Here is a 15,658-nt window from a genome sequence, read left to right on the forward strand (position 1 = left end):
GGTGTGGGGTCCTCCCGGTGTCGGGGAGGCACGGCCCAGTACGGCCGCGCGTCTGTTCAGGACTTCGGTCGGCGGGACCGCTCGGCGCCGTTGCCCAGCGTCCCGCCAAGGTGGCCCTGTGAGCCAAACACACGGCGCGAAGGCCTCCCAAAGCTTTTAGCTGAGGCTAAAAGCTCCGCACGAAGCCGCTCACGCACGCGGCCGCCGGCCGGTCCGGGAGCGCGAGGCGGCCGGTGCGCAGGGGCCGCCGCCGACGCTCCGGAACGCCGGAACGCCCAGCTCACAGGGGGTGCGAGGACCGGATCGCAGCGGGAGCCGACGACCGGATCGCGGGAGTGCGGCGACCGGTTCACAGCGGGCGAGCCGGCCGGGTCACAGGAGGAGCGCCGGCCGGATCACAGGGGGCGCGACGGCCGGTTCACAGAGGGCGAGCCGGCCGGATCGCAGGCGCCCACGTCCGCCCGCGCGCAGGCGCCGACGACCGTCCTCGGGCAGGCGCCGACGACCGCCCGCGGGCAGGCCGCGGTGGGCGGACCGGCCGGGCGGCCGCCGGGCGGCCGGACTTCGCTGTCCGGCGTCGCGACAGCGGCCCGGCTTCGCGGTGTCCCGCCTCGCGGAGTCCGGCCGCCCGGCGGCCCGGAGCCCGGCGTCACGGAGTCCGGCCGTCCGGCATCGCAGAGCCCGGCATCGCCGGGTCCGGCCGTGCGGCGGCCCGGTGTCCCGCATCCCGGCGTCCGGCCGCCCCGCGTCGCGGGGGCCGGCCGGTCGTCAGACGGTGCGGCCGGCGGAGTGTTCGGCCCCGCGGACGAGCGCTTCACCCGTTTCCGTGAGGGCGTGCACCACCCGTTGCCCCGACCGCTGGCTGGTGACCAGGTCGCAGCCTCTGAGCACGGAGACGTGCTGGCTGATGGCGCCCGGGGTGACGTCGACCATGGCGGCCAGCTCACCCGTCGAGGAGGGCGTGACCAGGGCTTCGAGGACGGCGGCGCGGACACCGCCGAGCAGCGCCCTGAGCGGGCTGGGGCGGTCCTCGCCGTGGTGACGCCAGATGTCGGCGACCCCCGGCCGCGGGTACACGATCATCGCCTGGAGCGGCGGCAGCATGGTCAGCACCTCCGGGCCGCAGAAGACGCTCGGCACCAGGACGATGCCCTGGCCGTTGAGCGACTCCTCGAACACGTAGCTGCTGCGCACGACGAGGCGGTCGTCCTGCCAGCCGATGCGCTCGTTGAGCGTGGAGAAGACGGAGGCCGCCCCCGAGTTCTCCATCACCCGCATCCGTGAGCGGACGTCGGACACGAGCCCGGCGTGCAGTTTGTGCCAGGACGGTTCGAGGGCCACCCGCCAGTAGGCGCGCAGCCGTTGGGTGATCTGCTGGAGGGCCTTCCCGGGCTCGTCCAGCATCTGCCGGTGCAGCGGCGCCGTCTCCCGGCGCCAGGCGAGCGGAGTCCCGGTGTCGCCCACCATCCAGGCCAGCTCGTCCACGAAGTGGGACAGGCGGGTGGCGCGCACCGCCTCCAGTTCGTTCTCGAAGCTGGAGGGCGTGCCGGTGGGCGGTGGGGTGAGGAAGTCCGGCACGTATCCGGTGGGCGGGATCACGGCCCGCAGGGGCCGCAGGTCGAGGCCCTTCAGCCGGTGCAGGACGTCGTCCACCCACGGCTGGTGCTGCCTTCTGCGCTCGGGGGACGCCAGCATGCGAAAGCTGTAAACGGTTTCCCCGAGCGGAGACATTGAAAATCGAACTTTCGCGACGTCATCGGCGGTCGCACTGTAGCTGATCAACGTTCCCCCGTTTCTCTGCTGCACCTGCTCCCTTCACGGTAGGCCGGTGAAGGAGCCGTTGCGCAACGCAATCCGGCCGCGGAACACCGCGGAGAGGTGAACGCCACCGCGCCGGAAGAAGGACCACCGGGAACGAAAACGGCCGCGCACCCCGCCGATCACGGCGGAGATGCACGGCCTTGACGAGGTTCGACACGACTTCGCCCCGGGGGAATCCGAACAAGTCAAGCAACATTCCGGTCAGGTGGCGGCCGAAGCCGCACGCCGGGAATTCGGCCATGAATATGTCCGGAAACAGCGCCTGTCGTCCGGGCCCGGCCCGTGGGCCGGCGACGCGGGTCCTAGTCGGTGCCGGCGGGGGCGACCTCCCGGGCGAGGACCGCGTACACGTACTCGCTGCCCCAGCCCCGGTCGTCGCGGTCGTTCTCGATCAGATGGGCCTCCCGGCGCATCGACAGCCGCTCGCAGATCCGCTCGGAGGCCGAGTTGTCGGCGTCGATGCGGGCGAACAACCGGTGCACGTCCAGCTGTTGAAAGGCCAGGTCACGCAGGGCGAGCGCGGCTTCCGTGGCATAGCCGCGGCCCCCGTGGTCCGGATGGAAGACCCACCCGATCTCGGCCTGCCGGGCGTACGCGCTCGACAGCGTCACCTGCACCTCGCCGATCACCCCCGGGGTGTCGCGGCGGCACACCGCCAGGGTGAGGTTGTCGCCGTCCTCCTTCCAGTGCGTGCCCTGCCCGATGCGCTCGATGACCTCGGCGCAGCGCGCCCGGTCACGCGGCGGCCGGTAGAGGAACCGGGCGACTTCGGGCAGCCCTTGATAGGCGTGCATGTCGTCGACGTCGTCCGCCGTGAACAGACGCAGGACCAGCCGGTCCGTCGTCACCGGCTGGGAAATCGCGAAATTCATGGGAACCGCTTCCCTATTCATAGGATTGACACCCCATCATGCGCAACTTAGACTCCACGGCGCTACCTGGCCAGTGGCAACTGCAACGGGGGAACATGAGGCAATGCGGCGAAGTGCACAGTCCCGGGCCCTTGTCGGGGGATCTTCGGACTGGACCTCCACCCCATTTCCCATCCCGTTTCGGAAGCGGCCCCCTCAGGCTGCCGAAAGCGGACGTCTAGGCGGCGTGGCAGTACCCACGCCCCGGCGGGACCGCGAGGCCGCCCGCCCTTCACACCGCGCACCACGCCCCTGTGGCAGGCGTGCGCGCGGTGGCGGACACGTGGCTCAGGACAACGCGGTCCGAGCGACCGTCTGACGCCCGTCCGGGCACGACGACATCCCCACCCTTTCTCACGGCCGGAGCACGCGCCGAGCGGCGCCTCCGTGCCCGTAGACACGAGGAGAACCATGTACGCAGGGCCACAGCAGACTGCCGTCGTCGTCGGCAACGGAGCGGTGGGCGCCTCCATCGCCTACGAGTTGAGCAGCCGCGGATTCCAGGTCACGCGCGTCGGCCGGGAGAACCGGCCCTACGCCGCCTCGCTCGCCGCCGGCGCGATGCTCGGCTGCTTCGGCGAGGTCACCACGTCGCTGCTGGCCAGCGACCACGGCCGGGCCAAGCTCGACATGGACCACCGGGCCCGCCGCTACTGGACCGAGTGGGACGAGCGCCTCAGCCAGGACTCCGGCGACTCGCGCACGCTCTTCAGCGCCGACGGCACCTTCGTCCTCCTCAACACGATGGGCTCGGCCGCCGTCGACTCCGGCAACTTCCGCGCCATCGAGGCGACGCTGCGGGAGTACCAGGAGCCCTACGAGACCGCCGACCCCGAGGACCTGGACTGGCTGGCCCCGAACGACCTCTCGCGCTCCCTGCGCGGCATGTACATCCCGGGCGAACACGCCGTGGACTCCCACCGGTTGCTGGTCAAGCTGGACCAGGCGCTGGTGAAGTCGGGCGGCCGGGTGGTCGACGCCGAGGCGCTGCGGGTCCGGGTCAGCGGCGGCCGCGCGACCGGCGTCGAGCTGGCGAACGGGGAGGTCCTGCCCGCCGACCACGTCGTGGTGGCCGCAGGCGCCAGGTCCCTGACGCTGCTGGACGAGGTGGCCGAGGCCCGCGCCCAGATGCCGCCCATGGTCAGCGGGTACGGCGTCTCGGTGCTGGTGGAGACCGAGGACCGCGCGCTGCCCTCGTCCGTGGTGCGCACCCCCAACCGGGCCTTCGCCTGCGGCCTGCACGCCGTGCCCCGCGCCGACGGGGTGCTCTACCTCGGCGCCACCAACATCATCTCCGAGCAGCCGCGCCGCTTCGCCGCCGTCGGCGACCTGCAGTTCCTGCTCGGCTGCGCGGTGGACCAGCTGCACACCGACCTGTCCGAGGCCTCGCTGCTGTCCGTGCAGGTCGGCAACCGGCCCGTGCCCGCCGACGGCTTCCCGCTGATCGGCAACGCCGGCGCGGAGGGGCTGTGGCTGGCCACCGGCACCTACCGCGACGGACTGCACCAGTCCCCGCTGCTGGCCCGGCACATCGCCACCCTCGTCGAGGGCGGCACGAGCGAGTACGACTTCCTGTCGTCGTTCTCGCCGGTGCGCGCCCCGCTGGCCGGCGGGACCCGCGAGCAGGTCGTCACCACGGCGGTCGAGCACATGATGGCCACCGGCTACGAGTACAAGTGGAACGTCACGCCGGAGTGGCCGCCGCGCATCGAGCGTCATCTGCGCCGGTTCTACGGCTCGCTGGTGGAGGAGCTGCACCCGTCGTTCACGCCCCCGGCCGAGCTGGTCGCCGCGATGACCGACGGCATCCGCGCCTCCCTCACCCGGTACTACGCGGCGTGGTCGTGATGACGACGGCGCAGGACATCCGGTCCGTGCGGGACGCGGCCCGCGCCCGGCTGGCCGAGGCGGGCGTGTGGGACGTCGACGGCGACCTCGCCGCCCTCGAGGAGCGCTTCCTCACCGGCGGCGGCGCGGCGTCCGTGGCCCGCTTCGAGACCGCCGTCGCCGAACGCTGCCGGCGCATCCCGCTCGGGCACATCACCGGCTCGGTCGAGTTCGACGGCCTCGAACTCGTCGTCGGCAGCGGGGTGTTCGTGCCCCGGCACGAGAGCACCGCGCTGGTGGCGTGGGCGGCCGACGGCAGGGCGCTGCCGCACGAGGGCGTCGCCCTCGACCTGTGCTCGGGCGTCGGAGCGCTCGGCCTCGCCCTGTCGCGGCGGCGCCCCGACGCGCGGGTGACGTGCGTGGAGCGGGACGACACCTGCCTCCAGTACCTGCGGCGCAACGTGGCACGCCACGAGGACGTCCTGGGCACGGTCGGCGTGCTCGCCGCCGACCTCACGGAGCCGGGCTGCCTCGACGCCTTCACCGGCCGCACCGACCTGGTGGTCGCGAACCCGCCCTACGTCTCCCCCGACGTGCGGCTGCTGCCCGAGTGGTCCGAGCACCAGCCGCGGGCCGCCGTGTACAGCGGCGCCGACGGGCTCGACCTGATCCGCCGTATCGCCCGCCTCGCAGCCGCCGCGCTGCGTCCCGGCGGGCGGCTGGCGCTCGAACACGACCGGGCGCAGCCCGAGCAGGTGCGCGCGCTCCTGCTCGGCGGCGCCTTCGACGACGTCACCACGTTCGCCGACACCGCAGGAGAACCGAGGATCACGGTCGCCCGCCGTGCCGACCAGGAGGGAACCCCGTGAGCGCGTCCCCGACCACGCAGAACTGGCTGACCACCCGCAGGGACCGCACGTCCTCGGCCCTGGACCTGTGCTTCGCCGAGGGGCTGACCGGGCACACCGTGGTCTCCCGCGACGGCAAGCGGGTCACCCTCCAGGACGGCTCCACGGCCACGGAGTTCGTCTCCTGCTCCTACCTGGGGCTGGAGTCGCACCCCGCGCTGGCGCAGGCCGTGGTGGAGGCCGTCGGCCGCTTCGGCGTGCACCTGTCGTCCTCGCGCAACCGGATGCGGCCGTCCTACCTGCCCGAGCTGGAGGAGCTGCTCGGCCGGGTCTATCCGGGCGCCACCCCCTGCGTGTTCACCTCCACCAGCAACGTCCACCTCGGCGTGCTGCCGCTCCTGGCGTCGGGGTCGCTGCCCAGCTACCCCGTGCAGGGCGGCCCGCACCTGTTCGTCGACCGGACCGCGCACGCCTCCATGCAGGTGCTGCGGGGGATCTTCGAGCAGTTCGGCCCGGTCGACCGGTTCCGCTCCGACGACCCCGCCTCGGTGGACGAGGCGCTGCGGCGGGCGACCGGGGAGGGACGCACCCCGGTCCTGCTGGTGGACGGGGTCGGTTCGATGAACGGCCTGGTCCCCGTCCACGACCTGGCGCAGCGCACCGCGTCGGCCGGCGGGTACCTGTACGTCGACGACGCCCACGGCATCTCCATCGACGGCGCCGGCGGCTGCGGTTACGCCTTCGACGCGCTCGGGGGCAAGCTCCCCCACAACGTCGTCCTGGCCGGCTCGCTGTCGAAAGGCTTCGGCGGTTCGGGCGGCTTCCTGCTGGTGGCGTCGGGCGACGACGTCGCCGTCGTCAGGAAACTCGCCAACCCGCTGGTCTTCGGCCACTCGGTGATGGTGCCGATGATGGCCGCCAACGTGGCGGCGGCCCGCATCCACCTCTCCCCCGAGATCACCGCGCTCCAGGGGCGGCTGTGGGCGAACGCGGCCCGGCTCGACGAACTGACCGGCGGCAGGCTGTCCAACGCCGGTCTGCGCACGCCCGTGCGCGGCGCGGAGTTCGGCACCGAGGAAGAGGGGCTGCGCGCCGTGCGGCGGCTCAAGGAGCGCGGGGTGATCATGCTTCCCGCGTTCTACCCCACGGTGGCGCAGGGCCGGTCCCTGCTGCGGTTCGCGCTGTCCGCCCTGCACAGCGAGGAGGATCTGACCCTTCTCGCGCAGACGCTGGAGGAGAGCGGGCCGTACGGAGACGGTCAGGAGCCCGGCGCCCGTGACTGAGCAATCCACCTCGCCGGCCGCGGCGCAGGACCCGGCGCCGCCCGGCCCGGCGCTGGGGCCGGTGGTGCGTCCGCTCGCCGTGTCGCACTTCGTCACCTACTTCGGCGACGGCCTGTTCTACGTCTGCGCGGCGCTGTACTTCACCCGGGTGGTCGGACTGGCGCCGGTCACCTACGGGGCCGCGCTCACCGCGTCCTGGCTGCTGGCCATGGTGCTCAGCGTGCCGGTCGGCCATCTCTCGGACCGGTTCGAGGCCCGCACCGTCGCCGTCACCCTGCTCTCGGTGGCCGGCCTGTCGCTGTGCCTGTACCTGGCGACCTCCAACGTGCCGCTGTTCTTCGTGGGGGCCTGTCTGCTGGCGGTCTCCACGCAGGGCACCATGTCCGCCCGCTCCGCGCTGATCGCCCGCTCGTTCCCCGCCGCACAGGTCACCCGGGTACGGGCGGTGCTGATCGCGACCGCCAACGCCGGTCTGGCGGTGGGGGCGGCGCTGGGCGCGCTGGTCATCGCCGTGGACACCGACACCTCCTACCGGCTGGCGTTCGCCGCGGACGGGCTGTCGTTCTTCCTCGCCGCGGCGCTGCTGCTCAAGGTGCCGCGGACCTCGCGCGGCGCCGCCGCCGCGCCGGACGGCGACGCGGCCCCCGGCGTCGGCGGCTCGCCGCTGGGGGTGTTCCGAGACCGCGGCTACGCCGCCGTCAGCCTCGTCAACCTCGTCCTGATGCTGCACGTCCCGTTGATCGACGTGGCGCTGCCGCTGTGGATCGCCCGCGAGACGCACGCGCCGGAGTGGAGCATCGCCGCCGTCTTCGTCGTCAACACCGGCCTGGTGGTGGCGTTGCAGTACCGCACCTCGAAGGCGGTGACCAGCGTCGACGCGGGGGTGCGCAGCCTGCGCGTCGGCGGGCTGCTGCTGTTCACCGGCATGGCGCTGTACTCGCTGTCCGGGCTGCCCTCCTCGCCCTGGGCGGCGGGCGGGGTGCTGCTGCTGGCGGTGACGGTCCTCACCTTCGGCGAGATCCGGCAGATCTCCAGCATGAACGAGATCAGCTTCCGACTGGTGGCGGACGGCCGGTACGGCGAGTACCAGGGGTTCTTCGGCATGGGCTCCACCATCGCCGAGGCGGTCGGCCCGCTCGCCCTCACCTGGCTCCTGCTGTCGCACGGCTCCTGGGGCTGGCTGGTCCTCGGCGCCCTGTTCCTCGTCGCGTCCTTCGCCATGAAGTACTGCGTCGCCCTGGCCCGCCGCTCTCCGCTCGTGAGGGAGAACGCCCTGTGACATCCCCCGCCCCCCGCCGTCCCGTGCTCCTGCTGCTCAGCGGCAGCCGCCGGGTCGTCGACAAGGCCCTGGCCCTCGGCCTGGACGTGGTGCACCTCCAGGCGCCCACCATGACCGACCCCTCGCTGGACCCGCTGTGCCTGCGCTCGGTGCGCGCCGACCTGCTCGACGTGCCCGGCGTCGTGGCCACGGCCCGCGCCCTGCACGAGGAGTTCGGCTTCGCCGGGGTGTGCAGCAACCACGAGCCCGCGTGCGCCGCCGCCGAGGCGGCCGCCCTGGACCTGGGACTGACCGCGCCCGGCACCGGCGTCGCCGCGCTGCTGCGCGACAAGGCCAGGACCCACGAGGTGCTCGACAAGAGCCCCGTGCTGCGCTCTCCCTGGGCCCGGCTGACCGGTCCCGAGGACGCGCTCCGGGTCGCCGGGGAGGCCGGCTGGCCGCTCATCCTCAAGCCCGTCGACGGCTCCGCGAGCCTGGGCGTGCTCAAGGTCGACGGCCCCGAAGGCCTCGACGACGCCTGGCGGCGGGTGCGTGAGACGCTGCGCAACGGCCACCGGTACCACGAGGTGCTGCCCGTGACCGGCTATCTCGTCGAACCCTTCGCCCACGGCGAGGAGTTCAGCGTCGAGACGTTCAGCCGCGGCGGCGTCCACGAGGTGCGGGCGGTGGTGCGCAAGCTCGTCGGCGGCGCGTTCGTCGAGACGGGCCATCTCGTGCCGGCCGATCTCGACGCCGGGCGGCGGCGGGCGGTCGTCGACCGGGTCGTCGCCTTCCTCGACCATGTCGGGCTGGCCGAGGGCCCCGCGCACACCGAGGTCATCGTCGGCGCCACGGACGTCCACCTCGTCGAGTCGCACGCCCGTACCGGCGGCGACGAGATCCCGGCCCTGCTCACGCTGGTCACCGGGCGCGACATGGAGGCCGACATGCTCGCCCACGCCTGCGGCCTGCCGCTGCCGCCCGCGGCGACGCCGCTCGGCGCAGCCGCCGTGAAGCGGTACCTGCTGGCGGACCGCGCCGGCCGGGTCGCCGCCGTCGACGGCACGGCCGAGGCCGCCGCGCTGCCGGGCGTGCACAGCGTGCGCCTCTGGACGGGCCCCGGCGACACCGTGCGCCCGGCCACCGCGAGCTGGGACCGGCTCGGCGAGGTCGTCGCCGTCGGCCCCGACACCGCGACTGCCGCGGCCGCCGCCGAGCGGGCCTGCCGGGCCATCACCCTACGGATGGAGGAACGGTGAGACTCCTCGCCGATCTCACGCTGCCGCGCCCGGAGTTGCTGGCGGTCCAGGCCGGCAACCTGGCGCTCATGCGCGACGCCGTGCGCCGGTCGCCGACCTGCACGGCGCTGCGCCCCCACGCTGACTCGCTGACCCCCGAAGGGCTGGAGCGGGTCCCGCTCACGTCCCGCGACCGGCTCGCCGAGTGGAGCGCGGCGCCCGGCGCGCCGAACCGCATCACCGAGGGCGACATCCGCCTGGTGCTGCGCTCGAGCGGCTCCTCGGGCCGGGTGCGGACCCTGCTGCACGACCGCCCCTTCAACGAGCGGGTCGAGGCCCTCGGCGCGCGCGGGCTGTGCGTCGACGGGCTGGGCGACAACCCGTTCGTGCTCAACTCGCTCGCCCCGGGCGACCTGTTCGGCGGGTTCGGCTTCGCGGACGCGGTGCTCTCCCGCCGGGGCGCGGCCGTGCTCCCGGCCGGCACCTCCATGCCCGCGCCGCACCTCGCGGAACTGATCGACGACCTCCCGGTCACCGCGATGGTCGGCCTGCCGGGCTACGTCGAGCGCCTGATCGCCGAGATCCCCGCGCAGATGCGGCGGCTGCGCACGCTGTTCTACCTCGGCGAGCGCATGGCCGGACCGGCCGCGGACCTGCTGGCCGAGGCCGGCTGCGCCGTGCGGTCCTTCGCGTACAGCACCACCGAGACCGGACCCATCGGGTTCCAGTGCGCCCATCTGACCGGCACCGACCACCATGTGCACGAGGACCTGGTGATCGCCGAGGTCGTCGACGACGACGGCCGGCGGCTGCCGGACGGCGTCGCGGGCGCGCTCGCGGTCACCGTGCTGGCCGACACCGGGACCGCGCTGGTGCGCTATCTCGTCGGCGACCGCGCGAGCCTGCGGACCGCCGGCTGCCCCTGCGGCTCGACCGCCCGGGTACTGCGGATCGGGGCCCGCGACGACGTGTCGGCCAACCTGGACGGCACCCTCGTCACCCGCTCCATGTTCGACACCGCGCTCGGCCTGCCGCCGGACGCCCGCTACCAGGTCGGCTTCGGCTCACGCCGGGGCCTGCTGCGGCTGACCCTGCGCGGCGCCGCCCTGGGCGCGCTGACGGGCGAGGCGGCGCGCACGGCCCTCGGCCGGCACCAGACCCTGCGCAAGGTCGTCGGATCGGCGCGCTTCGCCGGGCTCACGGTCGACGCCGGGAGCGCCCCGCGCATCACCACCCGGGCCAAGGCCCCGTTCTTCTGGGATGAAAGTGAAGAGGACTGAGATGATCACGTCTGGTGCGGCGGCCGGCGAGGCCGAGGCCGCCACGGTGCTGGGCCCGCTGCGCGAGCGGCTCGACGAGCTGGACCGCCGGCTGCTCGCCCTCGTCGTCGAGCGGATGGACCTCTGCCTGGACATCGCCAGACTCAAGGCCGAGCACGGGATCCCCATGATGCAGCCCTCGCGCGTCGGGCTCGTCGTCGGCCGGGCCCGCGCCCACGCGGCCGCCCACGGGCTGCCCGAGGAGTACCTCGGCGACCTGTACGAGCGGATCGTGGCCGAGACGTGCGCCCAGGAGGACGTGCTGATCGCCGAGCTGGACGGGGCCGGGGAGCGATGAAGGTCCTCGTCGTCGACAACTTCGACTCCTTCACCCTCAACATCGCGCAGTACCTGTACGAAGTGACCGGCGTGCAGCCGGTCGTGGTGCCCAACACGACCCGCTACGACGCCCTGCCCCTCGACGAGTGCGGCGCCGTCGTCCTGTCACCGGGCCCCGGACGGCCGTCGCGGGAGGCCGACTTCGGCGTCTGCCGCGAGATCCTCGCGCGCTGCGCGCTGCCGCTGCTCGGCGTCTGCCTGGGGCACCAGGGGATAGCCGAGTTCTTCGGCGCGCGCACGGTGCACGCGCCGGTCCCCGCGCACGGCGTCGTCGACACGGTCGCCCACGTGGGCACCGGACTGTTCGCGGGGCTGCCGCAGGACCTGCCGGTGGTGCGCTACCACTCGCTGGTCAGCACCGATCTGCCGGACACCCTGGAGCGCACCGCGTGGACACGCGACGGGCTGGTCATGGCCCTCGCACACCGCTCCCGGCCGGTATGGGGCGTGCAGTTCCACCCGGAGTCCGTCGAGTCGGCGGGCGGCCACGGCCTGCTCGCCAACTTCGTCGCGCTGGCCGCCCGGCACCACGCCGGGGAGGACGCGCAGCCGCCCGCCTCCCCCGCCGCCGGGCGGGCGGCCGCCGAGCCGCCGTCGGTGACGGCGTTCCGCGGGGCGGGCGGTTCGCTGCGGATGCGGCTGGAGGCCGAGGCCTTCACCACGACAGACACGCCCGAGGAGTTCTTCCGGCGGCACTGCGCCGGCCGCCCCTACGCGTTCTGGCTCGACTCCGAGGGCAGTGAGCATCCCGGCTCCCGCTACTCGCTGATGGGCGCCTGGGGCGAGCCGGGCGACGTCGCCCTCGGCTACGACCTGGCCGGACGCCGTCTCACGCTGCGCGGCCCCGGCCGCACCGAGGAGGTGACCGGCGACGTCTTCGCGCTGCTGGAGGAGATCGTCGACGCCGTGGAGGTCACGGCGCCCGCGGACTGGCCCCTGCCGTTCCGCGGCGGTCTGGTGGGCTGGTTCGGGTACGAGCTGAAGGCGCTCACCACGGGCGTCGAGCGGCACTCCTCGCCGGAGCCCGAGGCGTGGTTCCTGCACACGCGCGCGTTCACCGTCTTCGACCACCGGCGCGGCGTCGCCCTCGCCTGCCGGCTCGTCCCCGAGGACGAGGACGGGACGCCGGACCGCGCGCCCGGCGCCGGCGCGGACCGGTCCGCCCCCGCCCCGCTCGGCACCCCGCTCGCCCCACCGGCCGCTCCCGTGACGACGGCCGCGACGCCCGCGGCAAGGACGGCGAGCACGGCGGACGCGGGCGGTGCGGCCGCCTACGCGCCCGGTCCGGTGTCCGAGATGCTGCTGGACCTGCGCGACGACCGGGCCGCGTACCTGGCGAAGATCAAGGAGAGCCAGCGCCTCATCACCGACGGCGAGAGCTACGAGATCTGCCTCACCAACAGCGCCGAACTGACCGGCGTGGGCGCGGGGCTGCCCGCCTACTCGCGGATGCGCACGGTCAGCGCGGTGCCCCGCGGCGCCTATCTGCGGGCCGGGGACGTCGAGGTGCTGTGCTCCTCTCCGGAGACCTTCCTCCGGGTCGACGAGAGCCGCATCGTGGAGTCGCGGCCGATCAAGGGCACCCGCCCGCGTGGGGCGACGCCGCAGGAGGACGCGGCGCTGCGGGAGGACCTGCGCTCCTCGCGCAAGGACCGCGCCGAGAACCTGATGATCGTCGACCTGGTGCGGCACGACCTCAACTCGGTGTGCGTCCCGGGCAGCGTCCACGTCCCGCACGCGTTCACGATCGAGAGCTACTCCTCCGTCCACCAGCTGGTGTCGACGGTGCGCGGACGGCTGCGGCGCACCGAGTCGGCGCTCTCGGCGGTGCGGGCCTGCTTCCCGGGCGGTTCGATGACGGGCGCGCCGAAGAAGCGGACCATGGAGATCATCGACGAGCTGGAGGGCGCCGCGCGCGGTGTCTACTCCGGCGCCCTGGGCTGGGTGTCCTTCTCGGGCGCGCTCGATCTGAACATCGTCATCCGTACCGCGGTGGTGCGCGACGGCACGGCCCGCTTCGGCGTCGGCGGTGCGATCACCGCGCAGTCCGACCCGGACGAGGAGTACGAGGAGACCCTGGTGAAGGCGAGCGTGCCCTACTTCGGGCTGCGCGGCTGGCAGCGGCGGGGGCAGGCGTGAGCGGCCCGGACGAGGGCGGCGCGGCGGCGGGGCGGCGGGTCGTGCTGCTGGGCGCGGACGGCACGGTCGGCCGCTGGTACCGCGCGCATCTCACGGCCACCGGGGACACGGTGACCACCGCCGGCCTCGGTGCCGGCGTCGACCACAGCGGTGACGCGCGCACGCCCGGCGCGGGGTTGCGCGAGGCCGTCGCCGCCGCCGACGAGGTGGTCCTCGCGCTGCCGGAGGACGTCGCCGCCGCGTGCCTGACGTGGCTGGCCGGATGCACCGGTCCCGGGACGGTGGTGGTGTCCACCTGCTCGGTCCAGCTGCCGTTGTTCGAGGCCGCGTCGGAGCGGGGGCTCCGCGCCCCGCTGCGCGGCGTCAACCCGATGTTCTCGCCCACCCTGCCCTCCGCCGGGCAGTCCGTCGTGGTCGTCGCCCCGGACGGCGAGGCGGACGCCCATGTCCACCGGACGCGGACGCGGCTGGAGGCGGGGTCGATGACGGTCTGCGTCATGGACCCGGCCGGCCACGACGCGGCGATGTCCGTGCTCCAGGCCCTGCCGCACGCGGCGGTGCTGTCGTTCGTGGACGCGCTGCTGGCCGCGCCGGTGGACGTGCCCACGCTGATGCGGATCGCCCCGCCCCCGGCCCGCACCCTGGTGGCGCTGGCCTGCCGGATCCTGGCGGCTCCGCCCGAGATCTACTGGGACATCCAGCGGGCCAACGCGCTGGGCGGCGACCGCCGCAAGGAGTTGTCGTCCTCCCTGCTGCGGCTGGACGCGCTCGTCGAGGCAGACCGGGCCGACGACTTCCGCGCCGCGCTCGCCTCGGCGGCGCAGGGGCTGGGACCGTACGCCGCCGAGGGCGCCGAGGAGTGCCGTGAGCTGTTCGAGCTGATCCAGCGGCGGCGGACGGTCCGGCGGACCACCGGGGGCGGGGCGCCGGGCTGAGCGGGCGCGGTCAGCCGCGGAACGCCTCCGGGCGCTGCGGGCTCGCCTCCGCCAGGGCCTGGGCGACCGCCTCGACGCCGGCCCGCAGCCCGTAGACGGGGGTGTCGGGCTGCTGGCGCCAGGAGTCGTCGATGCCGCCCGCGTCGACGGTGTCGAAGCCGAGCGCGTCGATGAGGGCGCGCACCTTCGTCTTCGCCGCGGCGTCGTCGCCCGCGACGGGCAGCGCGATCCGGCCGGGGTCGCCGGCCGGCCGCGGGCGGTCCAGGATGTCCTGGGCGTACGTGCCGTTGAAGGCCTTGACCACGGGGTGGCCGAGCCGGTGTTCGACCCAGCGGCTCTCGGTGAGGCCCTCGTCCTCGATGGCCGCGATCCGGCCGTCGCGCTGCCGCGGGTAGTAGTTGTTGGTGTCGATGACGACCACGCCGTCGGCCGCGCCGTCCAGCAGGTCCGACGGCAGGTCGGGGACCGCCTTCAGCGGGACCGTGACCACCACGATCTCGGCGTCGCGCGCCGCCTCGCCGACGGTCACGGGCGTCGCCCCGGTCTCCTCGGCGAGGTCGGTGAGCGTCTGCGGGCCGCGTGAGTTCGCGACCGAGACGTCGTGGCCGAGGGCGGTGAGACGCCGGGTGAGGTTGCCGCCGATGTTGCCCGCGCCGATGATGCCGATCTTCATGACAGGCCCTGCCTTCCGATGCGATCCGGGGACGGTGAGCGATCCAGAGGACGGTGAGCGCTCCACTTGAATGCACACGCATACGTCTGGACGGCGTCAACCACGTCCCGCGGGCGCCTATTCCGCCCCCGCCCCGAGCCCTTCGAACGGGTCCGCGAGTTCCCGTTCCAGCACCCGCGCCGCGCCCTCCGCGTCCCCGTCCCGGATCGCGCGCAGCAGTGCCTCGTGGGCCTCGTCGCCGGTGTCGGGTTCGTGCTCGCGCAGACCGGTCAGGGCGAGCAGGTCGACCAGGCCGCGCCGCAGCACCGGGGTGAACTCGGCGAACAGGTCGGCCAGGACGGGGTTGCGGGCGGCGGCGACCACGGCCGCGTGGAAGGCGATGTCGGCGTCGACGAACGCCGTGTCGTCCGCGCGGGCGGCCGCCCGCCGGCCGGCCAGCGCCGCCTCGATCGCGGCGAGGTCCTCGGGCCCGCGCCGACGCGCCGCGAGCCGCGCGGCGTGCACCTCCACCGCCGTGCGGACCTCGTACACGTCGCGGACCGCGGCCCGGCGCAGCCGGGCCGGCCAGTCCTCGACGGGCTCGGTCGCGACGACGAAGACGCCGGCGCCCTGCCGGGGCCGGACCAGACCCGCGCCGGCGAGGGCGCGCAGCGCCTCGCGGACGGTGGAGCGGCCGACCCCCAGGTCCTTGGCGAGCGTGGTCTCGCCGGGCAGCTTCGCGCCCACGGGCCAGTGTCCGCCGGCGATCCTCGCGCGCAGGGCGTCGGCGGCCTGTTCGACGAGGGGGCTGGGACGGACCGGGCCGAGCGGGGGCGGCGTGGCGGACACGTGCGGCACCAACTTGTCTTCGACGTGGGCGGACAGGGAGCGAAGGGGGAGGGCAACGGTAACGGAAGGGCATGGGGGAGGCGCGCGGCGGAGGCGTTCGGGGGAAGTACGGAGAAGAAGCGGAGAAGAAGCGGGCGAATTCACTTGTCTGAGGACCTGAGGAGTGGATAGCGTACCCGGCATGACGCTCTGCGGTCTCCTTCTCCTCGGCTGCCGCGGCGGGGCCTGACGCGACCGGC

The 15,658-nt window shown here is 74.1% G+C and carries 13 protein-coding genes; 9 read left to right on the plus strand and 4 right to left on the minus strand.

The genetic code is table 11. The features are described from left to right. Positions 1 to 768: 768 nt before the first annotated feature. Together ACGFSH_RS26050 and ACGFSH_RS26055 are read right to left on the minus strand one after the other, a co-directional pair. The gene (locus ACGFSH_RS26050) at positions 769 to 1,695 is read right to left on the minus strand and encodes an ArsR/SmtB family transcription factor (RefSeq protein ID WP_393352754.1); all 927 of its coding nucleotides are present in this window, start codon (positions 1,693 to 1,695) and stop codon (positions 769 to 771) included. A 428-nt stretch (positions 1,696 to 2,123) separates the two neighbouring features. Then, complete coding sequence (locus ACGFSH_RS26055; RefSeq protein ID WP_393352757.1) at positions 2,124 to 2,693, minus strand: GNAT family N-acetyltransferase; 570 nt, start codon at positions 2,691 to 2,693, stop codon at positions 2,124 to 2,126. A gap of 450 nt (positions 2,694 to 3,143) precedes the next feature. On the opposite strand from ACGFSH_RS26055, the gene ACGFSH_RS26060 reads away from it, so the two are divergent. The 9 genes from ACGFSH_RS26060 to ACGFSH_RS26100 are packed head-to-tail and all read left to right on the plus strand — an operon-like array spanning position 3,144 to position 13,918. After that, on the plus strand, positions 3,144 to 4,580 hold the full coding sequence (locus ACGFSH_RS26060; RefSeq protein WP_329413768.1) for an FAD-dependent oxidoreductase: 1,437 nt from the start codon (positions 3,144 to 3,146) through the stop codon (positions 4,578 to 4,580). Beyond that, positions 4,580 to 5,428 carry a N5-glutamine methyltransferase family protein gene (locus ACGFSH_RS26065; protein ID WP_393352759.1) on the plus strand — a complete coding sequence of 283 codons (849 nt, stop codon included), beginning with the start codon at positions 4,580 to 4,582 and terminating at the stop codon, positions 5,426 to 5,428. Before ACGFSH_RS26060 ends, ACGFSH_RS26065 begins: the two co-directional genes overlap by 1 nt. Then, positions 5,425 to 6,690, plus strand: coding sequence for an aminotransferase class I/II-fold pyridoxal phosphate-dependent enzyme (locus ACGFSH_RS26070; protein WP_393352761.1), 1,266 nt, complete (start codon positions 5,425 to 5,427; stop codon positions 6,688 to 6,690). Before ACGFSH_RS26065 ends, ACGFSH_RS26070 begins: the two co-directional genes overlap by 4 nt. Next, the gene (locus ACGFSH_RS26075; RefSeq protein ID WP_393352764.1) at positions 6,683 to 7,969 is read left to right on the plus strand and encodes an MFS transporter; all 1,287 of its coding nucleotides are present in this window, start codon (positions 6,683 to 6,685) and stop codon (positions 7,967 to 7,969) included. The genes ACGFSH_RS26070 and ACGFSH_RS26075 overlap by 8 nt, the downstream gene beginning before the upstream one ends. Then, positions 7,966 to 9,207 carry an ATP-grasp domain-containing protein gene (locus ACGFSH_RS26080; RefSeq protein ID WP_393352767.1) on the plus strand — a complete coding sequence of 414 codons (1,242 nt, stop codon included), beginning with the start codon at positions 7,966 to 7,968 and terminating at the stop codon, positions 9,205 to 9,207. Before ACGFSH_RS26075 ends, ACGFSH_RS26080 begins: the two co-directional genes overlap by 4 nt. Further along, positions 9,204 to 10,466 carry a phenylacetate--CoA ligase family protein gene (locus ACGFSH_RS26085; protein ID WP_393352770.1) on the plus strand — a complete coding sequence of 421 codons (1,263 nt, stop codon included), beginning with the start codon at positions 9,204 to 9,206 and terminating at the stop codon, positions 10,464 to 10,466. The genes ACGFSH_RS26080 and ACGFSH_RS26085 overlap by 4 nt, the downstream gene beginning before the upstream one ends. Position 10,467: 1 nt before the next feature. Then, positions 10,468 to 10,803: a chorismate mutase gene (locus ACGFSH_RS26090; protein WP_393352773.1), complete on the plus strand. Its 336-nt coding sequence runs from the start codon at positions 10,468 to 10,470 to the stop codon at positions 10,801 to 10,803. Continuing rightward, positions 10,800 to 12,983, plus strand: a complete 2,184-nt coding sequence (gene pabB / locus ACGFSH_RS26095) for an aminodeoxychorismate synthase component I (protein WP_393352776.1) — start codon at positions 10,800 to 10,802, stop codon at positions 12,981 to 12,983. The genes ACGFSH_RS26090 and pabB overlap by 4 nt, the downstream gene beginning before the upstream one ends. Continuing rightward, entirely contained in the window at positions 12,980 to 13,918 is a 939-nt protein-coding gene (locus ACGFSH_RS26100) for a prephenate dehydrogenase dimerization domain-containing protein (protein WP_393352778.1), read from the plus strand. The genes pabB and ACGFSH_RS26100 overlap by 4 nt, the downstream gene beginning before the upstream one ends. A gap of 10 nt (positions 13,919 to 13,928) precedes the next feature. On the opposite strand, the gene ACGFSH_RS26105 is transcribed toward ACGFSH_RS26100, so the two are convergent. Next, entirely contained in the window at positions 13,929 to 14,591 is a 663-nt protein-coding gene (locus tag ACGFSH_RS26105) for an NADPH-dependent F420 reductase (RefSeq protein WP_393352781.1), read from the minus strand. A 117-nt stretch (positions 14,592 to 14,708) separates the two neighbouring features. Continuing rightward, positions 14,709 to 15,419, minus strand: coding sequence for a FadR/GntR family transcriptional regulator (locus tag ACGFSH_RS26110; RefSeq protein ID WP_393352784.1), 711 nt, complete (start codon positions 15,417 to 15,419; stop codon positions 14,709 to 14,711). Positions 15,420 to 15,658 lie beyond the last annotated feature (239 nt).

This window comes from Streptomyces sp. NPDC048481 (assembly GCF_043200075.1).
In the GTDB taxonomy this organism is placed as follows: domain Bacteria; phylum Actinomycetota; class Actinomycetes; order Streptomycetales; family Streptomycetaceae; genus Streptomyces.